Here is a 22,390-nt window from a genome sequence, read left to right on the forward strand (position 1 = left end):
GGACCAAGAGTTTTATGGAATACTAAACGCCTGCTTCAAATCTTTTTTAACATTATACCTTATATATATTGTATGGATTTTATTAAAGGTTTATATTTGCACCTTATAAATTTTAAAAAATGATAAAAGTTACTTTACCCGACGGGTCGGTTAAGGAGATGGCTCAAGGAGTTACTCCAATGGATGTTGCGAAAAGCATTAGTGAAGGTTTGGCTAGAAATGTAATTTCTGCTTCCTATAATGGTACCACTATTGAAACGACAACGACCTTAACGACGGACGGTACACTTATATTATATACTTGGAATGACAAAGAAGGTAAAAAAGCTTTTTGGCATTCGACTTCGCACGTGATGGCGCAAGCTTTAGAAGAAATTTTCCCTGGGATTAAGTTAACTCTTGGTCCTGCGATTGATAATGGTTTCTATTATGATGTGGATTTTGGTGATAAAAGAATTACAGATGCCGATTTCAAAAAGATTGAAGACCGTGTATTAGAAATTTCAAGAGAGAAACATGAATTTAAAATGCGTCCAGTTTCAAAAGCGGAAGCATTGGAAGTTTATAAAAATAACGAGTACAAAACAGAATTGATTTCAAACTTAGAAGACGGAACGATTACATTTTGTGATCATGCCAACTTCTTTGATTTGTGTCGTGGTGGTCATATTCCGAATACAGGAATTATCAAAGCGATGAAAATTTTATCGGTTGCTGGTGCTTACTGGAGAGGTGATGAAAAAAACAAGCAGTTAACTCGTGTTTACGGTATTTCGTTCCCAAAACAAAAAGACTTAACGGATTACCTTGAATTATTAGAAGAAGCAAAACGTCGCGATCATAGAAAATTAGGAAAAGAATTGGATTTATTCCATTTTTCTCCAAAAGTAGGTCAAGGTTTACCTTTATGGTTGCCAAAAGGTGCTGCTTTACGCGATAGATTAGAGCAATTCTTGAAAAAAGCACAGAAAAAAGCAGGTTATGAACAAGTAGTAACTCCTCACATTGGAATGAAAGACTTGTATGTGACTTCTGGACACTATGCTAAATATGGTGCGGATAGTTTTCAACCAATTCATACACCAGCTGAAGGCGAAGAGTTCTTGTTAAAACCTATGAACTGTCCACACCACTGTGAAATTTATAATGCAAGACCTTGGTCTTATAAAGATTTACCAAAGCGTTATGCTGAATTTGGAACAGTATATCGCTATGAGCAATCAGGTGAATTACATGGATTGACTCGTGTTAGAGGATTTACTCAGGATGATGCGCATATTTTCTGTACACCAGATCAATTAGATGCTGAGTTCAAAAATGTTATCGATTTAGTATTGTACGTTTTTGGTTCGTTAGGATTTGAAAACTTTACGGCTCAGGTATCAGTTCGTGATTTAGATAATCCGGATAAATATATAGGTAGCGTTGAAAACTGGGAAAAAGCTGAAAATGCAATTATCAGTGCAGCGAAAGACAAAGGATTAAATTATGTGATTGAATCTGGTGAAGCAGCTTTCTATGGTCCGAAATTGGATTTCATGGTAAAAGATGCTTTAGGTAGAAGTTGGCAGTTAGGAACCATTCAGGTAGATTACAATTTACCAGAACGTTTTGAATTGTCTTATAAAGGTGCAGATGACAAGTTACATCGCCCAGTTATGATTCACCGAGCGCCTTTTGGTTCGATGGAACGTTTTATCGCTATTTTATTGGAACACACGGCAGGAAATTTCCCAATTTGGTTGATGCCAGAGCAGGCTATAATCTTGTCTTTGAGTGAGAAATATGAAAATTATGCGAAAAAAGTTTTAGATTTGCTAGAAAATCACGAAATTCGCGCCCTAATTGACAACCGAAATGAAACAATCGGTAAGAAAATTAGAGAAGCGGAGATGAACAAATATCCGTTTATGCTTATTGTTGGCGAGGAAGAAGAGAAAAACGGAACGATTTCTGTGAGACAACGCGGACAAGAAGGAAAAGGAAATATATCGGTTACTATTGAGCAATTTGCGGCAATGATAAACGAAGAAATCAATAAAACATTAAAACAATTTTAAGTTTAACTAAAATTTTACAGCCATAGCAATTAGAAACAACAGAGGTTTTCAACCTCGCGAAGAGAAAAAAGCAGCACACCGTATCAACAATTTGATTCGTGTTCCTGAAGTACGTTTAGTAGGCGAAAATATTGAGCCTGGAGTATACAAAATAGCGGAAGCCCTTCGTTTTGCTGAAGAGCAGGAAGTAGATTTGGTAGAAATTTCTCCAAATGCTGAACCACCGGTTTGTAAGTTGATGGATTATGGGAAATTTTTGTACCAACAAAAGAAGAGAGATAAAGAACTTAAAGCTAAATCAACTCAAATCGTTGTAAAGGAGATTCGTTTTGGACCTCAAACAGATGAGCATGATTATGAATTTAAGAAAAAGAATGCCCTTAAATTTTTACAAGATGGTGCTAAATTAAAAGCATTTGTATTCTTTAAAGGACGTTCGATTATCTACAAAGAGCAAGGACAAATTTTGTTATTACGTTTGGCTCAAGAATTGGAAGAGTTTGGAAAAGTAGAAGCGATGCCAGTTTTAGAAGGAAAACGTATGATTATGTACATTGCTCCGAAGAAAAAAGGAAAATAGTTTTAGTGATTAGTGACAAGTAATTAGTGATTAGTCTCTAAACTAAATAAATAGTGATTACCTAGTAATCCTACATGAAAAATAATAAGTAAGATAGATTATAAATACAGGAAGAAAATGCCTAAAATGAAAACGAAATCTAGTGCTAAGAAACGATTCAAAGTTACTGGTTCTGGAAAGATCAAAAGAAAACACGCTTTTAAAAGTCACATTTTGACTAAAAAATCTAAAAAGCGTAAATTAGCTTTAACTCACTCTGCTTTGGTTCACAAAACAGACGAGAGAAGCATTAAACAACAATTGAATATTATTTAATTCGTTGTTTGGTTAAAACAATTTAGTAACCCTGGAGTGGGCTGAACGAAGTACGAAGTATGAAATACAAAGTACGAAGTTTATAAGTGTTGAGAAACCGCCTTACTGCAAAAAACATTTAAAATTATGCCAAGAGCAACAAATTCAGTAGCTACAAAAGCTAGAAAAAAAAGAGTATTAAAACAAGCCAAAGGTTTCTTTGGAAGACGTAAAAACGTTTGGACTGTAGCTAAAAACGCGGTAGAAAAAGCAATGTGCTATGCTTACCGTGACAGAAAACAAAACAAAAGAAATTTCCGTGCTTTATGGATTACGCGTATCAATGCTGGTGCACGTTTACATGGTATGAGTTATTCTCAATTTATGGGGAAAGCAAAAGCTAACAATATCGAATTGAACCGTAAAGTTCTTGCAGATTTAGCTATGAACCACCCAGCTGCTTTCACAGCTATCGTTAACAAAATTAAATAATTACGTCTAACTCAGTTTATCTTACTTATATATTAAACCCCGATTTTATCGGGGTTTTTTATTTGGTTGTGGTTTTGATTGTGGGCACGGAATGCAATTCCGCGCTAGCGAGTTTTGATTCTTATATAAAACACAAAATAATGTTAAAAATACATTTTTTACTTGTATTTTGTTTTTTTTATATATATTTGCATAGTAAATAATTTGATTATGGGTTTATTTGATTTTTTTAGAAAAAGTAAAAAGCATAATGTTGCTTTACATTCCGTTGCCAAAAAATTAAAGATTTCAGAAGAATCTATAGTTGCTATTTTAAAAGAAGCTGGCTTTGAGATTTATAATTTTCCATACACATTTTTAAATGAAAAGCATTTAGAAATTTTATCTCAAAAGTATGTTGAAGCAATAAAAAGTTTTTATAGTAGTTCAAGTAAGAATTTTTATGATTTAAACAACTACCAACAAATAGAAGTAAAAAAATTCTTTACAAAGTTTATTCGATATAATTTATCCTTTAATACTTGCAATCAAGAATTAATTGATGATAATTTTTTTAAATCAAAATTAGATTCTGAATTAATCAAAGATTTCTTTTACAGATTAATTGATGAAATTGAATTTGAAGCAATACATGGAAATATCTATCATACGGATAGCATAAGTATTGAAGGAAAAGAATTTACAAAGTTTCTTTATAAAATTAAACTTAAAACCAAATCAACTTTTAATAACATAAAATCAAAATTATTTTCAATTTTAACAACCTGTCATTATTACATTTTTTCAGATGATGAAGATCATATCGCAAAAGCAAAATTAGAATTGTGCTTCTCTGCGATGAGAGATTTATCAGGAGAAGCTTTAAAAAATATTAATTATTTAAAGTTTCGTATCAAATGGAAAAAATTAAAATACTCATAGAAAATATAAAAAATTGCAATTTATCTGATGAAGATAAACAAATATTATTAGAAAAATTAGAAAACGAAAATCCCGATATTAATGGTTTTTTAGAAGCCTTTATTATGATTTGCAAAGTCAGTAAAGAATTTTTAAAACTATTTGACATTGATTTAGGGGATAACTAAAATTTAAGTTATGGATATTGGAACCGCTATTAAAATCTTAAGAAAAGAAAAAGGTTTAGGTCAGAAACAACTTGCAGAAATGTGTGGGATTTCAGTAAATGCACTTTCACAAATAGAAATTAATTCAACTTTTCCACAAAAAGGCACGATAAAGAAAATTTGTGAATCTTTACAAATTCCTGTTTCCTACTTGTTATTTTTTTCAATAAGTGAAGAAGATATTCCTGATGATAAAAAAATAGTATTTAAATCTTTAAATTCAGCTATCAAATCGGTTTTGATTGATTAAAAAAGAGCTTCGGCTCTTTTTTTGTTTTACTAAAATCTCGCGTAATCACTATTTTAATTAGCAAAACACTAACTTTGCTTCAAATACTTTTACTTTGAACACTACCAAAACCATAAGCGGCTTTCATCCGAAAAACAAACACCACGGCAATTACGATTTTAAGACTTTAATTGCAGCTAATCCTGATTTAGCGCCATTTGTTGCGGTAAATGAATTTGAAACAGAAACGATTGATTTTGCAAATCCAGATGCGGTGAAAATGTTGAATAAAGCGTTGTTATTGCATTTTTATGGTTTGAAAAATTGGGACATTCCAAAAGGTTTTCTTTGTCCGCCTATTCCAGGACGAGCAGAATACATTCATCAAGTTGCCGATATTTTAGAAGACACCTATGGAACGATTCAAACCAAGCATAAAATTCGCATTTTAGATGTCGGAATTGGTGCGAATTGCATTTATCCGATTATTGGTGTGTCTGAATACGATTGGCGTTTTGTGGGTAGCGAAATTGACAAACAAGCTTTTGAAGCGGCTCAAGAAAACATCAACTCCAATCAGAAATTAAAAGAAAACGTCACGTTGCGATTACAAACTTCAAAACGTAATATCTTTAAAAATATCATTCTTCCAGAAGACAAATTTGATATGACGATTTGTAATCCTCCTTTTCACAGTTCGAAAGAAGAAGCGAATAAAGGCACGATTCGAAAAAATAAGAATTTAGGCATTGAAGATTCGAAAAAACCAACGTTAAACTTTGGTGGCGTAAATAACGAATTGTGGTGCGAAGGTGGCGAACTAACGTTCATCAGCAATATGATTTATGAAAGTGTTCATTTTAAATCGCAATGTAAATGGTTTTCATCGTTAGTTTCGAAAAAAGATAATTTAAAACCGTTGCTATCGCATCTTAGAAAAGTAAAAGCTACCTACCAAATTACAGAAATGAAACACGGAAATAAAGTGAGTAGAATTTTGTTTTGGACGTTTAAGGAGGAGAAGAAAGAGTAAAGAGCAAAGAAAAAAGAGAATAGAAAACCCGAAAGTGCTGCTTTCGGGTTTTGTGTTTTTATATGATAAGTAAATATTTCTATTCAAAAACTTCCTCATTTTCTCCATCAAAACTGGCAAAAACCATACTTGGATGCGAATCTTGATGAAAGATATTTCCTTGTTTATCAATTCCGATGGCACCTGCGAAACCATCGTATGGTTTTAATTCGGAAAAGGTTTTTTCAAAGGCTTTTTCTATTGAAAATCCGTCGGTAACGCGGGTTACAATTTTTGCTGCTGTGGCGTTACTTACAATGTCTTCTCCTACTCCTGTTAAACTAACTCCACAAAATTCGTTGGCATAATTTCCAGCTACGGTTGCTGAATCTGAGATTCTTCCTGGAATTTCAAATCCTTTTCCACCCGTTGAAGTCGCTACTGCAATTTTTCCGTTTTTGTCTAAAGCTACACAACCTACGGTTCCCGTTCCTAATGAGTCTAATTTGGCTTCATATTCGGCTCTTCGTTGTGGAATTTCAGTTGAAAAAGGTTCAAATCCGTGTTTTCTGGCAAAATTTGTTGCTCCGCTTCCACCTAAAATTCGGTCATCGACTTGCATTAAAACTTGTGCGACTTGGATTGGGTTTTTCACTTCTTCAATATTGATAACACCGCTCATTTTCTGAGATTCGCCATCCATTAAAGAAGCACTCATTCTTATTTTTCCATCGGATTGAATTTGCGAACCAATTCCGGCATTGAACAATTCATCGTCTTCCAATTGAGAAACCGCATACACCACCGTTTCTAATGCCGAATGATTTTGTAAATACGCATACGAATCTTTCACAATACGTAAAAGGGCTTGTTGTTTGGCAATTTTTGTTTCTATATTGGTTGATGATTCTGAGAAAAATCCGCCGTGAATTATAATTTTTGACATAACAGTAAATTAAAAAGAAACACAGATTAAAGAAATTTTTAAATTAATATCATTTCCATAATCTGTGTTCCAAAAATATTTTAAAATTTAAACATATTGCGAAGAATGAATACTCATTTTGTGTGTATTCAAATCGAACTTATCGTATTGACTCATAACGTGTGTCACCAAGTGATTGATTGATATTGGCTGACCTAATTCAACTTGAGTTAAATTGGTGTCTTTTACTTCTCTTCCATCCACTAAAATTACTAATCCAGAACCAATGGCTTCCATTTGGCGGCCATGAGTGATTAATAATCCTGTGTCTTCTCCTAAACCTATTCCTAATACTTTTGGGTTTCCTACCACCGCTTGAAACAAACGACCAATTCTTCCTCGTTGCACGAAATGCGTATCGATAACTACATCGTCAATTAATCCTAAACCAGAAGTGATTTTTACTTCACCTTTAAGCAAAGCTTCCGAACTACTTCCTTGGTAAATCATATTGTTCGAAGCAGCAGCAGCACCTGCCGAAGTTCCTGCGTATATGAATTCAGAATTTCTATATTTGTCAATTAACATGTCGTCAAAAGGCGTTCCTCCTAAAATAGAAGTCAAACGCAATTGGTCTCCACCAGTAAACATTACCACATCTGCTGCTTTTAATCTTTCTAAGATTTCAGGATCGTTAGCTTGTTCTCTTTTCTCAATATATAAAACATCTACATTGTGAGCACCTAAATAACTGAAGGCTTTTACATATTCTGGGCCAATTTCTCTCGGGATTTTTGAAGCTGTTGTAATAACTTCTATGCGAGATTCCTCTTTATTTTTTGATTCTTTAATGATTCTTTTTAAGATTCCTGTTTCGAAAAAATTCAAATTCTTTGAAGCATCTTTATCCAAATTGGTTTCTGTAAAACTTCCTTTATCTACAGCACCACCAATGATTATTAATTTTCCTTGTATTTCCATGCCGTAAAAATAACTATTTCTTAATACTACACAAATCAAATTGAAATAAAGAAATGAAACTTTTTAATGATTTTTCAAGAAAAGGTAAAGATTACCCGTAAATTCTTACCAAATCAAAAATGAAGTACAACAAAAGCTAAAATTTGATAATTTTATTCAAAAAGTATCGCACTATAATATTATTTTTCTATTTTTAACAAAATCATTATTCATTTAAAATACAACTTTCAATTTTTATGAAAATATTAAAAATACAAGCCCTTAGAGGTCCGAACATTTGGAGCGTTCAAAGAAAAAAATTAATTCAAATGCGATTAGATTTGGAAGAAATGGAACAATTTCCTACCAATAAAATCGAAGGATTTAGAGAGCGAATAGAAGCCATGTTCCCAACTATGATTGAACATCGTTGTTCAGAAGGTTGCAGAGGTGGTTTCTTTTCACGTGTTGAAAGAGGCACTTGGATGGGACATGTTATCGAACATATTGCCCTAGAAATCCAAACCTTAGCCGGAATGGAAACAGGTTTTGGAAGAACCAGAGAAACTAAAACTCCTGGTGTTTACAATGTAGTTTTTAGTTATACCGAAGAAAACGTAGGCTTATTTGCAGCTGAAAGTGCTGTCGCTATTGCCGAATCATTAATTGCAGGAACTGAATATGATGTGGAAGCGGATATTCAGAAAATGCGAGAAATTCGGGAACGTGTTCGCCTTGGTCCTTCAACGGGAAGTATCGTGGAGGAAGCGGTTGCAAGAGATATTCCTTGGATTCGTTTAGGCACCAATTCACTAGTACAATTAGGTTATGGTGTAAATCAAATGCGTTTTCAGGCGACAATTACTTGTAAGACGAGTAACATTGCTGTAGATATTGCTTGTAATAAGGAAGAAACTAAGCGAATGTTAGAGTTGGCATCGATTCCTGTGGCAAGTGGTGGCATTTGCGTTGATGAAGAAGATTTAGAAACGGTAATTAAGAAAATTGGTTACCCAATTGTAATTAAACCTTTAGATGGTAATCATGGAAAAGGTGCTTCTATTAATGTAAAAAAATGGGAAGATGCCGTTGCTGGATTAGCTTACGCGAAAAATTACAGCCGAAGAGTTATCGTAGAAAAATTCATTACTGGTTATGATTTCCGTGTTTTGATTATTGATAACAAATTGGTAGCTGCTGCTAAAAGAGAACCAGCTCACGTTAAAGGAGATGGAACACATACGATTCAGCAATTAATTGAAGAAACCAATAAAGATCCAAGACGCGGTTACGGACATGAGAATGTGCTTACCCAAATTGACGTTGATAGAGACACAACCGATTTATTAGAAAAATTAGGGTATACCTTAGAAACCGTTCCAAGAAAAGACGAAGTGGTTTATTTAAAATCAACTGCTAATTTGAGTACTGGTGGAACTTCGGTTGATGTAACCGATATGATGCACCCAGAAAATATTTTCCTTTGTGAGCGAATTTCTCGCGTAATTGGACTGGATATTTGTGGTGTGGATATTATGGCAGAAAACTTAACACAACCATTGAAAGAAAACGGTGGTTGTATTTTAGAAGTGAATGCAGCTCCAGGATTTAGAATGCATTTAGCTCCTTCGGAAGGTTTACCAAGAAACGTGGCTGCTCCAGTTATTGATATGTTGTATCCTCCAGGAAAACCAAGTCGTATTCCAATTATTGCAGTAACCGGAACCAATGGAAAAACAACTACTACCCGATTAATTGCTCATATTGTAAAAAATAACGGATATAAAGTTGGTTTCACGACTTCTGACGGAATTTATGTGCAAAATCACATGATGGAAAAAGGAGATACCACTGGACCTATTTCGGCAGAATATATTTTGAAAGACCCAACAGTGGAATTTGCTGTTTTAGAAACGGCTCGAGGTGGAATTTTAAGAGCAGGTTTAGGATTTAGCCGATGCGATATTGGAATTGTAACGAATATACAAGAAGATCATTTAGGATTGAATGATATTGATACGTTAGACGATTTAGCAAGAGTAAAAGCTACTGTTGTTAAAAGTATCAAGAAAGATGGCTGGGCTATTTTAAATGCCGAAGACGAATATTGTATGAAACTTGTTAAAGATTTAAGTTGCAATATTGCTTATTTTAGTATGGATGAAAATTCAACTGTTGCAAAACAATTAGCTAAAGAAGGCAAAATTGTAGCGGTTTACGAAAACGGTTTCATTACCATTAAAAAAGGCGAATGGAAAATTAGAGTAGAAAGAGCTACTCACGTTCCGTTGACGTTAGGTGGAAAAGCAAAATTCATGATTGCGAATGTTTTAGCAGCAACTTTAGCAGCTTATTTACAAGGATTCAAAACCGAAGACATTAGTTTATCATTACAAACATTTATTCCAAGTGCAGCACAAACTCCTGGAAGAATGAATATTTTCGAATTCAAGAAATTCAAAGTATTGATTGATTTTGCTCACAATCCAGCTGGTTATCGTGGTGTTGAAGAATATTTATCTTCTGTAGAAGCTACCAAGAAAATCGGAATTATTGCAGGTGTTGGCGACCGAAGAGACGAAGATATTAAAGAATGTGCTACTATTGCCGCTCGAATGTTTGATCATATTATCATTCGTCAAGAAAAACACTTACGTGGTAGAACAGAAGAAGAAATAAATAATCTTATTATGGAAGGAATTGCTGCAAGTGGCAAAACCGTTACACATGAAATCATTACAAAAGAAGTTGAAGCTTTAAAACACGCTATTAATAGTGCCGAAGATGGAAGTTTTATAACTGCTTTAAGTGATGTTATTACAAATGCTATTGAAGTAGTTCAAGACTATTTAGACAAAGAAAACGAAGAAGCATAATAAAAGTTAATTCTTAAATATAAATCCCAAATTCCATAATGGTCTTTGGGATTTTTTATACTTTTATCATATTAAAACTACAACATGCAAAACTTACAAAACTTAATTAGCCAGTTAGAATCTAAAATCTCACAATTTGAAACTACAAATCTTGCGGTTTCTGGCGGAAGTGTAGGTTGGCATATAGAACACAGTTTAAAAACGATTGACCAAATTGTTACAGCTTGCAAAAATTCGAATCCTTCAGATTACCAATGGCATTTCAATTTCAAACGCTTTTTAATTTTAACAGTTGCTAAAAAAATTCCGAGAGGAAAAGCAAGAGCACCAAAAATTGTTAGACCAGAAGGCGATATTTCTCTTGAAACTTTGGTTTTGAGTTTGGAAAAAGTGAAAGAAAATTTAAAGAATTGGGAAAGTTTAGACAAGAACGCACATTTTCCACATCCGTTTTTTGGAGTTTTAAATAAAAAAGAAACTGAGAATTTTTTAGTACTTCATACGAAACATCATTTGATGATTATCAATGATATCTTAAAAACGAATTAGGTTTTTAGTTTTTTCTTTCTCGCTGCTGGAAACAAAACATTATTCAATATCAAGCGATAGCCTGGTGAATTTGGATGTAAATCTAAAACTGTTGGAGCATCTCCTACTCTGTGTTGATAATCTTCTGGATCGTGACCACCGTAAAACGTGAACATTCCTTTTCCTTTGGTTCCATGAATGTAGCGTGCTTCTCCATTGATTTTACATTCGCCCATTACTAAGACATTTGATTTTATTTTCTCAGCATCAAAAGCAGTAGTTTGTCCCATAAAACCTTTTACTAATTGGGTATGATTTTGACACAACATCGTAGGAATAGGATCCCATTTTGCGGAATATTCCATTAAAGTGAAGTAGTCTTTATCCATAGAAAAAGCGCCTTTTCCGTGTTCTTCAGTTGTATCGATATCTGAAAATTCATAAACCATTGGATTACGAACTAACGTATAATCTTTAAAAGCAAAAGTATTCGAATAATCGATTCTAGTTTGATAATTGGCTTCAGCATCATCTCCGTCAAACATTGGTTCGCAAATATCAACACCTTCTGCTGAAAGCGCAATATCAAAGCTATCAGTAGCCGAACACATCGCAAACATAAATCCGCCACCGATTACAAAGTCTCTGATTTTTTTGGCAACTGCCAATTTCTCTTCTGAAACTTTATTGTATCCTAATTTCTTTGCTAAAGCTTCTGCTTCTGCTTTTTGTTGAATGTACCAAGGTGTGCTTCTGTAATTTCCAAAAAACTTCCCGTATTGACCTGTAAAATCTTCGTGATGTAAATGCAACCAATCGTATAAAAGTAATTGATCTGACAAAACTTCTTCATCATAAACTTCGGTAAACGGAATTTCGGCATACGTTAAGACCATGGTTACAGCATCGTCCCAAGGTTGTTTGCCTTTTGGAGTATAAACAGCAATTTTAGGAGCTTTTTCTAATACAACCGTTTCCATATTTTGAGATGGAGAACTAATATCTTCTAAAATAGCATTAGTTGCCGCATCAGATAGCACTTCAAAAGTTACGCCTCGAATTTGACATTCTTTTCTGATTTCAGGTGCATCAGGTAATAGAAAAGAACCTCCTCTATAATTTAACAACCAACTTACTTTGTAACTTTTATCTAAAGCCCAATAGGTAATTCCGTAGGCTTTCAAGTGATTTTGTTGTCCTTCGGCCTCCATTGGCAATAATACAAAGGACGCCCTACTCGAAAAAGAGTAAAGAAAAAAAAGTAGTATATATAAGCTAATCGCTTTAGATTTCATTGTTTACTATTATAATTGGACTAATTTATAACATTTCTAACAAATATCATTTATCAAAATGTTAAAGTCGTACCCCCGTAAAAATACCTGGTTACCCCCGTAAAAATACCTGGTTTGAAAATCAGGTATTTTTACTCTTACACAGAACTTTTTTTTGATTTAGTTTTGACCTGTATCTAAATAATAGAAAAGATGAACACAAACAGTAGTAATTTATCGTTAATAAACTCGAAAGAAATGAAATTGTTAAAAAGAATCGGATATATTGTACTTATAGTAACTATCCTAGTATATTTTATTTTAGTTTTTCAGTTCTGTAGAAATTATTAATTTCCACTAATTCATTAAACAGTTTAAGACTCAATATCATTATTAGAGTCTTCTAAGTTTATAATTTTATTTTGTATTGCAAATATGACCAATCCTGCCATATTTTTTGAGTTGGTCTTTAATAAGAGGTTGTTTCTATGACCATCAACAGTTCGCGCACTCAAACTAAGCATATCTCCTATTTCGGTAGAACTATATTGTTTGCAAATTAATTCTAATACTTCTTTTTCTCTTTCGGTTAAAAAATCTTCATCTAAAATTGTTTTAGGAGTTGCATTTGAAATCATATTTTGATGAATTACTTCCATTACGATTTCGTTGTAATAAAATCCTTTTTGAGCTACTTCATTAACGGTTTTAATCATATCAATTGGGGAAGCATTTTTTACTAAATAAGATGCCGCTCCCACGTTAATCATATTCGCAATAAATGATTTGGTGTTATAACTCGTTAAAGCAATTATTCTAATACCTGGAAAATCTTTGTGAATAAGTTTGGTAGCTTCTACTCCGTTTAATAATGGCATTTTTAAATCCATCATTATAATATCGGGAAGTTCTGTGGTAGTTTTTAGATGTTCAACTAATTCACTTCCGTTTGAAGCTTCGAAAATAATTTCAATATTAGGTTCACGTTGTAGCAAGAAAAAGATTCCCTTTCGGAATAATTCTTCATCATCAGCTAATATTATTTTAATCTTTTGTTCCATTAATTGAAATTAAATGTCATTTTTACTCCTTCGTTTGGTTTTGAAATAAAACTAAAATCACCTCCTAAAAAGTTAATTCTACTTTCTATATTCTTCATTCCCAAACCTTTTAGATTTCCCACACTCAAACTATCAAAACCAACACCATTATCAATGTAAGTACAAGTTTTTCTGTTGTCGAAAGTAGTAAATTGTATTGAAACTTTTGTGGCTTTTCCGTTTCGCAATGAATTATTTAACAATTCTTGAAGAATGCGAAATATATGTAAATGTTTTTCAATAGGATAGCATTCAAAATCAACACTATTTTCATACGAAACTTTAACAGTTTTGGTACTATTAAACTCTTCCACAAGTTCTTCAATTCCGGCATGCAAACCAAACTTCTCTAAAACAGGCGGTAATAAATCGTGTGCAATGCGTCGGGAATTTTCTAAAGCTTTTTGAGTTAACTCAATAATGTTATTTGTAATTTCTAATTGTTCCGTTTCGTTTAGATTTGGAGTTTTTAATAAATGACTGTTAAGTGAAACCACATTAAGTTTCGAACTAATATCATCATGCAAATCTTGTGCAATTCTTTTTCGCTCTTCTTCTTGAGTAATTAAAACTGAATTCAACAACTCTTTCTGATGGTCGATTTCTAAGTTTTTCTTATCTACTTCAATTTGTACAATTTTCTTCCTTGAAAAATAAAAAAACAAAATCAGCACCAAGAACATAGATATGAAAGCCAGTAGTGTAAAAAACACCACTTGAATTATTTCGCTATTTTCTAAATTAATTGAGTTCATTTTTATTAAAGTAAATTAATTTCCATTGATAAAAGAAAAATCCAAATTTTATATATTGAAGAATGATATTTATATCAACCATTACATCATTAAACTCATCAAACTCAAAAACAAGAACCAACTTATAAATTAAAAAAATGAAAGTACTTGTAAATAAATAAAATAACAATCCTACATTTATAAAGTAAAACTCCGACTTTTCTCCTAGATTATTATACAAATGCATACTTGCATAAATAATTAAGGGCATTGTAGTTAAATAAGTTTCTAAAAGATTATACTCTAAAAATAAATTCGGATTGAAGAGATATCTTGAAAACAAAAAAATTGGTAGCACAATTAATATGATGTATACCGTAAACAATTGTGCTTTTGTTTTTAATAATAAAGAATAGAAATAACTCAATATTACAAATTGAAATAATTCATAAAAATGATGCATAAAAACATTATAAATACGAAACCATCTCCACAAGTTTGAACCAATGTAGTCAATTATCAAAACACCTATTATATAAATAGTAAAAATCTTATAGGCTTTTCCATTTTTGAAAAAGCCTATAAAATATAGCAAACATAATATTGCCGAAGTAAAATATAAGTATTTAGATTCTAACAAATTATGGATTATATAAAGGACTTGATGGATCACAACATTTTGGACAAGGCTGTGTCGTGTCATAAATCAAATGGTTTGCATCTATTAAATCCTTCCCATCTGAGTCAACTCCTACAAACATTAATTTTTGTGTTCCTGTTTCATCTACCCCCATATAAGCTCTTACATCAACAACTCCTTCCGTTGCTAATAATTCTGTTAAAGCTCCACCCGGAATTAAATGTCCTTTTGCTAAATCAGTTGGAGGATTTGTTCTCCATGATGTTGCCCACTCTTTGGCTACATCTAGAGTAATAGTGTAATCTGGCATATTTTATTTTTTTATAATTGAATTATAAATGTAATAAAAAAAATAATAAAAAAAAACAGGCAAATTGCCTGTTTTTAACTTTATTTTGAATTATTTAAAATGGAACATCTGAATCATCATCAAATGAATTCATGGTGCTACCAAATGCTTCATTAGGTGTTGGTAAATTTGGTGTAATGAACGGATTAGTTTCATCCAAATTCATTTTAGAAGGTAATTCATCAAATGGAGAACTAAAATCGTCTAAGTTTTCGAACTTTCCTAAGTTTCCTACGAACTTTAATCGGATTTCATCCAAACCACCATTTCTGTGTTTTGCTACGATAAATTCGGCCTGACCTTGTGTTGGCGTACGTTCTTCATCATCCCATTCATCAATTTTATAATATTCTGGACGGTAAATAAACGATACAATATCGGCATCTTGCTCAATCGCACCCGATTCACGAAGGTCGGAAAGTAAAGGTCTTTTACTTGAACCACGAGTTTCCACGGCACGCGATAACTGAGAAAGTGCAATAACCGGAACGTTTAATTCTTTTGCTAAAGCTTTTAAGTTTCTAGAAATAGTAGAGATTTCCTGCTCACGATTTCCACCGCCTTTTCCATTTCCACCAGCTGTCATTAATTGTAAATAATCCACAACAATCATTTTGATTCCGTATTGCGATGAAAGTCGTCTCGCTTTTGCACGTAAATCAAAAATAGATAATGAAGGTGTATCGTCAATATATAAAGGCGCCTTTTCTAAGTTTTTTACTTTGATAGAAAGTTGCTCCCATTCGTGTTTTTCTAATTTTCCAGTACGAAGTTTTTCAGATGATAAACCCGTTTCAGATGAAATCAAACGTGTAATCAACTGTACAGATGACATCTCCAAAGAGAATAAAGCCACTGGATGATTATAATCAACCGCCATATTACGTGCCATCGAAAGTACAAAAGCGGTTTTACCCATACCTGGACGAGCCGCAATAATAATTAAATCAGATGGTTGCCAACCTGAGGTTAATTTATCCAAGTTATGAAATCCTGTTGCAATTCCACTCAAACCTTCTTTACCTGCAATTTCTTCAATACGTTTTTTAGCCTGAATTACTAAACTTTGAGCTGTTTCTGAACTACGTTTAATATTTCCTTGAGTTACTTCATATAATTTTGATTCGGCTTTGTCTAATAAATCAAAAACATCGGTAGCATCATCATAGGATTCTTCGATAATTTCGCTTGAAATTTTTATCAAACTTCTTTGGATGAATTTTTGAAGAATAATGCGTGAATGAAACTCAATATGTGCCGAAGACGATATCTTTTGAGTTAGCTGAATCAAGTAAAAATCACCACCTGCTAATTCTAATTTACCGTTTTTCTTCAATTGTGCCGAAACAGTTAATAAGTCAACTGGTTGGGTTTCATTAAATAACTGAACAATTGCTTCAAATATATGCTTATGAGCCTCTTTATAGAAGGCATCTGGTTGTAAAATATCAATTACCTCATCTACCCCTTTTTTATCAATCATCATGGCACCAAGTACCGCTTCTTCAAGGTCTAACGCTTGAGGAGGTAGTTTTCCTTTTTCCAAATTGATAATCGTAGTTTTATCTACTTTTATCGGGTTCATATTTCTGACATTTTCCATATTGCGAAGGTAACGAAATTTTATAAAATATACTTTTGAGTTCTTAATACCGAACTGTTAATAACTCCAATTTATTGTTAATAAGCCAAAAAAAATCCGAAACTTGAGGCTTCGGATTTTAATTTATAATGAAAATAAGTGGTTATTCTTTGAATTCACCCATTTTGCTGTATTTATCCATTCGTTGTGCCACCAAATCTTTTGTTGATAAATCTTTTAACTCATTAAAAGCTTTAGTTACATATTCGGCTACCGATTTAAATGTTGTTTCTTTGTCATAATGAGCGCCACCAAGTGGTTCAGGAATAATATCGTCAATTAACTTTTGTTTTTTCATATCAAACGAAGTTAATTTTAATGCTTCAGCTGCTTGCTCTTTGTATTCCCAACTTCTCCATAAGATAGACGAACACGATTCTGGAGAAATTACAGAATACCAAGTGTTTTCCAACATATATACTCTGTCTCCTACTCCAATTCCTAATGCACCTCCTGAAGCTCCTTCACCAATAATTACTGAAATAATAGGTGTTTTCAAACGAGCCATTTCGAAAATATTTCTTGCAATAGCTTCTCCTTGTCCTCTTTCTTCGGCTTCTAAACCTGGATAAGCTCCTGGAGTGTCGATTAATGTTAAAACAGGAATATTAAATTTCTCAGCCATTTTCATTAAACGCAATGCTTTACGATATCCTTCTGGATTTGCCATTCCAAAGTTTCTGTATTGGCGCATTTTAGTATTAATACCTTTTTGCTGTCCAATAATCATAAATGATTGCCCGTTGATTTGACCTAATCCACCAACCATCGCTTTATCGTCTTTAAAACCTCTGTCTCCAAAAAGTTCTAAAAACGTCCCATTAGTAATATTAGTAATATGCTCTAATGTATAAGGACGATTTGGATGACGCGATAATTGCACACGTTGCCAAGCCGTAAGATTTTTGTATATTTTCTTCTTGGTTTCTTCTAATTTCTTCTCAATTTGCTTGCAAGTATTAGACACGTCAACATCCGATTCTTGACCAATGATTTGACATTTATCTAATTGGTCTTCAAGCTCTTTAATTGGTAATTCAAAATCTAAATATTCCATAATCGGTTTATTTGGGTTTGTGTTTGTTGTGACAAAGATAAAATTTTCAATTAACTTTGGTAAACTTATCGTTAATTAGTTGTAACTTTTTTATAACTTTTTACAATTCCGTTAGCAATAACAGTGGCTAAAATTATCAAAGCGCCTACATAAAACAGAGGCGACATTTCTTCTCCATCTTTGAAAATCAGTAAGGCTAAAATGATTCCGTAAATTGGCTCTAAATTAATTGTTAACATAACGGTAAACGGACTTAAAAATTTCATCACTTTTACCGATGCTGAGAACGCATACGCTGTACAAATAGACGATAACAAGAATAACCAAATTAAATCGTTTACAGAAAGTGCAAAGAAAGCAGGTGTAAAACTTCCTGCAAAAAATAAATAGATACTTAAAAAGAATACACCACTTGATAGTTCATATAGAGAAATAACATTTGGGTCATATTCTTTGGCATATTTTCCATTGATAACCGAAAAAAGTGCTGATAAAAATGCAGAAGTTACGGCAAGATAAATTCCAGTCTTAAATTTAGTCTCTACATTAAAAATGATTCCTAATCCTACAACAACAATAATTCCAAAAAGCAATTCGTACCAAATGACTCTTCGCTTGTAAAAAATAGGTTCTAAAATAGAAGCAAAAAAAGCGCCCGTTGACAAACAAGCTAAGGTTATCGAAACATTTGAAACTTTAATAGCTTGATAAAACGTGAGCCAATGTGCCGCAATAATTATCCCAGAAACTATAAATCCAATTAAAACATTGAATGGAACTTTAATTTTTTCTTTATTGAAGAGCACTACAAAAGTCATAATTACCGATGCAAAAAGCATGCGATACCAAACCAAATCTAAAGCTTCTAATGAAATTAGTTTTCCAAGAATAGCGGTAAATCCCCAAATAAATACAATTACATGAAGATGTAAATAACTTTTTAAATTATCGTTTTGCATTGCGTAGTAAGTAGGCTGCTAAAATTCCAAAAACTATATTTGGAAACCATACGGCTAAAAACGGAGGAATACTCGATTTTTCAGCTAAAGTTCCGAAAACTTTATCGAAGAAGATAAAGGTAAAAGCAATAACAATTCCGATGGCTAAATTAATTCCCATTCCACCTCTACGCTTCATAGAAGAAACAGCAACGGCAATAATAGTTAAGATAAATGCAGAAATTGGTAAACTAAATTTCTTATAAAAAACTACTAAATACGTATTGATATTTCCGTTTCCTCTAGCTCTTTCTTTATTTATAAACTTATTTAATTCACCAATAGTCATGGTTTCTGCCACATAAATTACTGGAGTTAAATCATCGGGTTCAAAATTGTAATCAACTTCATTTTTATCAATAGATATAATTTGATCGTCGGTTTGACCTATTATTCTTTTGTTGTAATTGTGTAAGGTATATTTTTTAGTTTCTTCTTTATAATGAATTCTAGTTGCTGTTACTTTTTCAACCAAAACATTATCTTGAAACTTTTCATAAGTAAAATTAAAACCAGTTTGCGATAAATAATTATAGTTACTTACATAAATATTTTCTTCAAGCTTCCCATCTTTCTTAATTTGTCTAAAAATATCGGAAGTTTCTCTAGTTTGTGAATTCCCTTTTAAGTTTTGATATCTAAAATCGTTAAATCCTTTACTAGCTTTTGGAACCAGAAAAAATCCCATTAATAAAGCAAAAACAGAAACAATTACGGCACCGTAAATAAATGGCCTAAGAAATCTTGAAAACGAAATCCCAGAACTTAAAATAGCAATAATTTCAGTATTGTTTGCTAATTTCGAGGTAAACCAAATAATAGATAAGAATAAAAAAATCGGAAATAATAGATTGGCAAAATACACAGTAAAATCACCATAATAAATTAAAATATCCTTCAAAGGGATTTTCTTTTCAATCATTTTGTTTACTTTTTCCGAAACGTCAATTGTAATTCCAATCGGAATAAACATAATCAACATCACCGAAAAAGTGACCAAATAGCGTTTTAAAATGTATTTATCTATTATTTTCATATTTCAAGAGAAAAGAGATTAGAAAAAAGAGAATAGACCATTTTACTTTATCTATATCTCATTTTGTATTCTTTGTTCTATATTCTTTGTTCTATATTCTTTGTTCTATATTCTCAAATTATAATCGTTGACTCATTTGCACCACCATTTTATCTTTCCATTCTCTAAATGTTCCAGCAATAATTTGTCTTCTTGCTTCACGTACTAACCACATGTAGAAACCTAAATTATGAATGGTTGCAATTTGTTTTCCTAAGAATTCATCTGCTGCAAACAAATGTCTAAGATACGCTTTTGAATATTCAGTATCTACCCAAGTGTGTCCCATTTCGTCAATTGGCGAAAAATCGGCTTCCCACTTTTTGTTTTTCATATTCATTGTTCCGTGAGCCGTGAACAACATTCCATTTCTAGCGTTACGTGTTGGCATTACACAATCAAACATATCAATTCCTAACGCAATATTCTCTAAAATATTGATTGGCGTTCCCACACCCATTAAATATCTTGGTTTGTCTTCTGGTAAAATTGCTGTAACAATTTCGGTCATTGCGTACATTTCTTCAGCTGGTTCTCCTACTGAAAGTCCGCCAATAGCATTTCCTTGTGCACCAGCATTTGCAATATATTCTGCCGATTGTTCTCTTAAATCTTTATACGTACTTCCTTGAACAATTGGAAAAAACGTTTGTTCGTAACCGTATTTAAAAGGTAATTTTTCTAAATGATTGATACATCTATCCAACCAACGGTGTGTCATGTGCATCGAACGTTTTGCATAACGATAATCACAAGGATAAGGTGTGCATTCGTCGAAAGCCATGATAATATCGGCACCAATAGTACGTTGAATTTCCATTACATTTTCTGGTGAAAAGAAATGATACGAACCATCAATATGCGATTTGAATTTTACACCTTCTTCTTTAATTTTTCTGTTCGAAGAAAGCGAGTACACTTGGTAACCACCAGAATCAGTTAAGATATTTCTATCCCAATTCATGAATTTATGTAAACCTCCAGCCGCCTCTAAAATTTTGGTTTGAGGTCTTAAATATAAATGATAGGTGTTTCCTAAAATAATATCTGGATTAATGTCTTCTCTTAGCTCACGTTGGTGCACTCCTTTTACAGAAGCAACCGTTCCTACGGGCATAAAAATTGGGGTTTCAATAACACCATGATCGGTTGTTATTTTTCCAGCTCTGGCTTTACTTTTTGGGTCTTTGGTAATTAAATCAAACTTCATATTGTGCTTTTACGAACGGCAAAGATAATTTATTTTAGAATTTAGAAATTGGAATTTAGAATTATTTATGATAAGACAATACATTGGCACGCGGATGAAACAGATTCGCTGATGTGAAACGCGGATTACAACTGATTTTTAATTTGAAAAAACTTTATGGCTTTGCGAGCAAAATAACTAAATTTTCAAAAACTAAATCCGTAATTTTCAGCGTTGCGTTGCATCAGCGTCATCCACGTTCCATTACTTTTACCCATAACAAATCAATTCTTAATAACTTCTAACAAAATGATTTGTACCACCAAAAAAATAAAATTACTTTTGCATCAATTAACACATATATATCTTTTATAATGTCTAACACGCAACAACTACAAGATTTTACAACACAAGTTCGAAGAGATATTCTTCGTATGGTTCATGCCGTAAATTCAGGTCACCCAGGAGGTTCTTTGGGATGTGCTGAGTTTTTGGTTACCCTTTACCAAGACGTTATGAAACGTAACGAAGGTTTTGATATGAACGGAATTGGTGAAGATTTATTCTTCTTATCAAACGGACATATTTCTCCAGTTTTTTATAGTGTTTTAGCTAGAAGCGGATACTTTCCAGTAGCGGAATTAGCAACATTCAGAAAATTAAATTCAAGATTACAAGGTCACCCAACAACTCATGAAGGTTTACCTGGAATTAGAATGGCTTCGGGTTCGTTAGGACAAGGAATGTCGGTTGCAATTGGAGCGGCTCAAGCTAAGAAATTGAACAATGATAACCATTTAGTTTTTGCTCTTTTAGGTGATGGTGAATTACAAGAAGGACAAAACTGGGAAGCTATTATGTATGCTTCAGCAAAAAAAGTGGATAATTTAATTGCTACTATCGACTTAAACGGAAAACAAATCGACGGAACTACAGACGAAGTTTTGGCAATGGGAAGCGTAAAAGCGAAGTTTGAAGCATTTGATTGGATTGTATTAGAAATCAAAGAAGGAAACAACATTGACGCTATCAAAGCTGGTTTAGCAGATGCAAAATCAAAATCAGGTAACGGAAAACCAGTTTGTATTTTATTGCATACTGAAATGGGCAACGGAGTAGATTTTATGATGCACACTCACGCTTGGCACGGAAAAGCGCCAAATGATGAGCAATTAGCAAAAGCGTTAGAACAAAATGTTGAAACTTTAGGAGATTATTAAATCGCTTTATGCATTATGCTTTAAGCCTT

22 protein-coding genes are annotated in these 22,390 nt (G+C 32.8%); 11 read left to right on the forward strand and 11 right to left on the reverse strand.

Annotated elements, in window-relative coordinates; genetic code table 11:
* Positions 1-119 precede the first annotated feature (119 nt).
* From thrS to rlmF, 8 genes are all read left to right on the forward strand, one after another.
* A complete protein-coding gene (gene thrS, locus B2741_RS00640) occupies positions 120-2,060 on the forward strand; it encodes a threonine--tRNA ligase (RefSeq protein WP_291134429.1) in 1,941 nt (646 codons plus the stop codon).
* Positions 2,061-2,088: 28 nt separating this feature from the next.
* Positions 2,089-2,640: a translation initiation factor IF-3 gene (gene infC / locus B2741_RS00645; RefSeq protein ID WP_290822267.1), complete on the forward strand. Its 552-nt coding sequence runs from the start codon at positions 2,089-2,091 to the stop codon at positions 2,638-2,640.
* Positions 2,641-2,757: 117 nt separating this feature from the next.
* Positions 2,758-2,955 (forward strand): 50S ribosomal protein L35, encoded by a 198-nt coding sequence (gene rpmI / locus B2741_RS00650; RefSeq protein ID WP_153200121.1) that lies wholly within the window; start codon positions 2,758-2,760, stop codon positions 2,953-2,955.
* A gap of 126 nt (positions 2,956-3,081) precedes the next feature.
* Positions 3,082-3,426 carry a 50S ribosomal protein L20 gene (gene rplT, locus B2741_RS00655; RefSeq protein WP_133610711.1) on the forward strand — a complete coding sequence of 115 codons (345 nt, stop codon included), beginning with the start codon at positions 3,082-3,084 and terminating at the stop codon, positions 3,424-3,426.
* 210 nt (positions 3,427-3,636) lie between these two features.
* The gene (locus B2741_RS00660; protein ID WP_291134433.1) at positions 3,637-4,347 is read left to right on the forward strand and encodes a hypothetical protein; all 711 of its coding nucleotides are present in this window, start codon (positions 3,637-3,639) and stop codon (positions 4,345-4,347) included.
* Positions 4,323-4,514, forward strand: a complete 192-nt coding sequence (locus B2741_RS00665) for a hypothetical protein (RefSeq protein ID WP_291134436.1) — start codon at positions 4,323-4,325, stop codon at positions 4,512-4,514. The genes B2741_RS00660 and B2741_RS00665 overlap by 25 nt, the downstream gene beginning before the upstream one ends.
* Positions 4,515-4,524: 10 nt before the next feature.
* Positions 4,525-4,803 (forward strand): helix-turn-helix domain-containing protein, encoded by a 279-nt coding sequence (locus tag B2741_RS00670; RefSeq protein ID WP_291134438.1) that lies wholly within the window; start codon positions 4,525-4,527, stop codon positions 4,801-4,803.
* Positions 4,804-4,897: 94 nt separating this feature from the next.
* Entirely contained in the window at positions 4,898-5,815 is a 918-nt protein-coding gene (gene rlmF, locus B2741_RS00675) for a 23S rRNA (adenine(1618)-N(6))-methyltransferase RlmF (RefSeq protein WP_291134468.1), read from the forward strand.
* Between the two features lie 79 nt (positions 5,816-5,894).
* On the opposite strand, the gene B2741_RS00680 is transcribed toward rlmF, so the two are convergent.
* Together B2741_RS00680 and B2741_RS00685 are read right to left on the reverse strand one after the other, a co-directional pair.
* Entirely contained in the window at positions 5,895-6,740 is an 846-nt protein-coding gene (locus B2741_RS00680; RefSeq protein WP_291134471.1) for an isoaspartyl peptidase/L-asparaginase, read from the reverse strand.
* Positions 6,741-6,827: 87 nt separating this feature from the next.
* Positions 6,828-7,700 (reverse strand): cyanophycinase, encoded by an 873-nt coding sequence (locus tag B2741_RS00685; RefSeq protein WP_133610723.1) that lies wholly within the window; start codon positions 7,698-7,700, stop codon positions 6,828-6,830.
* A gap of 236 nt (positions 7,701-7,936) precedes the next feature.
* On the opposite strand from B2741_RS00685, the gene cphA reads away from it, so the two are divergent.
* A complete protein-coding gene (cphA, locus tag B2741_RS00690) occupies positions 7,937-10,555 on the forward strand; it encodes a cyanophycin synthetase (protein WP_291134473.1) in 2,619 nt (872 codons plus the stop codon).
* Positions 10,556-10,639: 84 nt separating this feature from the next.
* Positions 10,640-11,104 (forward strand): DUF1569 domain-containing protein, encoded by a 465-nt coding sequence (locus tag B2741_RS00695; RefSeq protein WP_291134476.1) that lies wholly within the window; start codon positions 10,640-10,642, stop codon positions 11,102-11,104.
* Here B2741_RS00695 and B2741_RS00700 read toward each other — a convergent pair.
* The 9 genes from B2741_RS00700 to tgt all read right to left on the reverse strand — a co-directional run bounded on the left by B2741_RS00700 (position 11,101) and on the right by tgt (position 21,162).
* Positions 11,101-12,294, reverse strand: coding sequence for an asparagine synthetase B (locus B2741_RS00700; protein ID WP_414655292.1), 1,194 nt, complete (start codon positions 12,292-12,294; stop codon positions 11,101-11,103). The genes B2741_RS00695 and B2741_RS00700 overlap by 4 nt on opposite strands.
* A gap of 437 nt (positions 12,295-12,731) precedes the next feature.
* A complete protein-coding gene (locus tag B2741_RS00705; RefSeq protein ID WP_291134480.1) occupies positions 12,732-13,418 on the reverse strand; it encodes a response regulator transcription factor in 687 nt (228 codons plus the stop codon).
* Positions 13,418-14,212, reverse strand: coding sequence for a sensor histidine kinase (locus tag B2741_RS00710; protein WP_291134484.1), 795 nt, complete (start codon positions 14,210-14,212; stop codon positions 13,418-13,420). Before B2741_RS00710 ends, B2741_RS00705 begins: the two co-directional genes overlap by 1 nt.
* A 620-nt stretch (positions 14,213-14,832) precedes the next feature.
* On the reverse strand, positions 14,833-15,141 hold the full coding sequence (locus tag B2741_RS00715) for a hypothetical protein (RefSeq protein WP_291134489.1): 309 nt from the start codon (positions 15,139-15,141) through the stop codon (positions 14,833-14,835).
* A gap of 94 nt (positions 15,142-15,235) precedes the next feature.
* Positions 15,236-16,783 carry a replicative DNA helicase gene (gene dnaB, locus B2741_RS00720; RefSeq protein ID WP_133610739.1) on the reverse strand — a complete coding sequence of 516 codons (1,548 nt, stop codon included), beginning with the start codon at positions 16,781-16,783 and terminating at the stop codon, positions 15,236-15,238.
* Positions 16,784-16,925: 142 nt separating this feature from the next.
* On the reverse strand, positions 16,926-17,879 hold the full coding sequence (locus tag B2741_RS00725) for an acetyl-CoA carboxylase carboxyltransferase subunit alpha (protein WP_291134492.1): 954 nt from the start codon (positions 17,877-17,879) through the stop codon (positions 16,926-16,928).
* 71 nt (positions 17,880-17,950) lie between these two features.
* Positions 17,951-18,838: a DMT family transporter gene (locus tag B2741_RS00730; protein ID WP_291134494.1), complete on the reverse strand. Its 888-nt coding sequence runs from the start codon at positions 18,836-18,838 to the stop codon at positions 17,951-17,953.
* Positions 18,825-19,913 (reverse strand): LptF/LptG family permease, encoded by a 1,089-nt coding sequence (locus B2741_RS00735; RefSeq protein ID WP_291134496.1) that lies wholly within the window; start codon positions 19,911-19,913, stop codon positions 18,825-18,827. Before B2741_RS00735 ends, B2741_RS00730 begins: the two co-directional genes overlap by 14 nt.
* A 118-nt stretch (positions 19,914-20,031) precedes the next feature.
* Positions 20,032-21,162, reverse strand: coding sequence for a tRNA guanosine(34) transglycosylase Tgt (gene tgt / locus B2741_RS00740; protein WP_291134498.1), 1,131 nt, complete (start codon positions 21,160-21,162; stop codon positions 20,032-20,034).
* 353 nt (positions 21,163-21,515) lie between these two features.
* Between tgt and B2741_RS00745 the strand changes: the two genes are divergently transcribed.
* Positions 21,516-22,361 carry a transketolase gene (locus tag B2741_RS00745; RefSeq protein WP_291134500.1) on the forward strand — a complete coding sequence of 282 codons (846 nt, stop codon included), beginning with the start codon at positions 21,516-21,518 and terminating at the stop codon, positions 22,359-22,361.
* The last annotated feature ends 29 nt before the right edge of the window (positions 22,362-22,390 follow it).

Origin of the sequence: Flavobacterium sp. UBA7663, from assembly GCF_002483315.1 — a bacterium.
Taxonomy (GTDB): domain Bacteria; phylum Bacteroidota; class Bacteroidia; order Flavobacteriales; family Flavobacteriaceae; genus Flavobacterium.

What these genes read in the sequence shown, in the direction of transcription:
- thrS (WP_291134429.1), top strand. Translation starts at nt 120, where the DNA reads ATGATAAAAGTTACTTTACCCGACGGGTCGGTTAAGGAGATGGCTCAA.
- rpmI (WP_153200121.1), top strand. Translation starts at nt 2,758, where the DNA reads ATGCCTAAAATGAAAACGAAATCTAGTGCTAAGAAACGATTCAAAGTT.
- rplT (WP_133610711.1), top strand. Translation starts at nt 3,082, where the DNA reads ATGCCAAGAGCAACAAATTCAGTAGCTACAAAAGCTAGAAAAAAAAGA.
- B2741_RS00660 (WP_291134433.1), top strand. Translation starts at nt 3,637, where the DNA reads ATGGGTTTATTTGATTTTTTTAGAAAAAGTAAAAAGCATAATGTTGCT.
- B2741_RS00665 (WP_291134436.1), top strand. Translation starts at nt 4,323, where the DNA reads ATGGAAAAAATTAAAATACTCATAGAAAATATAAAAAATTGCAATTTA.
- B2741_RS00670 (WP_291134438.1), top strand. Translation starts at nt 4,525, where the DNA reads ATGGATATTGGAACCGCTATTAAAATCTTAAGAAAAGAAAAAGGTTTA.
- B2741_RS00680 (WP_291134471.1), bottom strand. Translation starts at nt 6,740, where the DNA reads ATGTCAAAAATTATAATTCACGGCGGATTTTTCTCAGAATCATCAACC.
- B2741_RS00685 (WP_133610723.1), bottom strand. Translation starts at nt 7,700, where the DNA reads ATGGAAATACAAGGAAAATTAATAATCATTGGTGGTGCTGTAGATAAA.
- cphA (WP_291134473.1), top strand. Translation starts at nt 7,937, where the DNA reads ATGAAAATATTAAAAATACAAGCCCTTAGAGGTCCGAACATTTGGAGC.
- B2741_RS00695 (WP_291134476.1), top strand. Translation starts at nt 10,640, where the DNA reads ATGCAAAACTTACAAAACTTAATTAGCCAGTTAGAATCTAAAATCTCA.
- B2741_RS00700 (WP_414655292.1), bottom strand. Translation starts at nt 12,294, where the DNA reads ATGGAGGCCGAAGGACAACAAAATCACTTGAAAGCCTACGGAATTACC.
- B2741_RS00705 (WP_291134480.1), bottom strand. Translation starts at nt 13,418, where the DNA reads ATGGAACAAAAGATTAAAATAATATTAGCTGATGATGAAGAATTATTC.
- B2741_RS00710 (WP_291134484.1), bottom strand. Translation starts at nt 14,212, where the DNA reads ATGAACTCAATTAATTTAGAAAATAGCGAAATAATTCAAGTGGTGTTT.
- B2741_RS00715 (WP_291134489.1), bottom strand. Translation starts at nt 15,141, where the DNA reads ATGCCAGATTACACTATTACTCTAGATGTAGCCAAAGAGTGGGCAACA.
- dnaB (WP_133610739.1), bottom strand. Translation starts at nt 16,783, where the DNA reads ATGGAAAATGTCAGAAATATGAACCCGATAAAAGTAGATAAAACTACG.
- B2741_RS00725 (WP_291134492.1), bottom strand. Translation starts at nt 17,879, where the DNA reads ATGGAATATTTAGATTTTGAATTACCAATTAAAGAGCTTGAAGACCAA.
- B2741_RS00730 (WP_291134494.1), bottom strand. Translation starts at nt 18,838, where the DNA reads ATGCAAAACGATAATTTAAAAAGTTATTTACATCTTCATGTAATTGTA.
- B2741_RS00735 (WP_291134496.1), bottom strand. Translation starts at nt 19,913, where the DNA reads ATGAAAATAATAGATAAATACATTTTAAAACGCTATTTGGTCACTTTT.
- tgt (WP_291134498.1), bottom strand. Translation starts at nt 21,162, where the DNA reads ATGAAGTTTGATTTAATTACCAAAGACCCAAAAAGTAAAGCCAGAGCT.
- B2741_RS00745 (WP_291134500.1), top strand. Translation starts at nt 21,516, where the DNA reads ATGTCTAACACGCAACAACTACAAGATTTTACAACACAAGTTCGAAGA.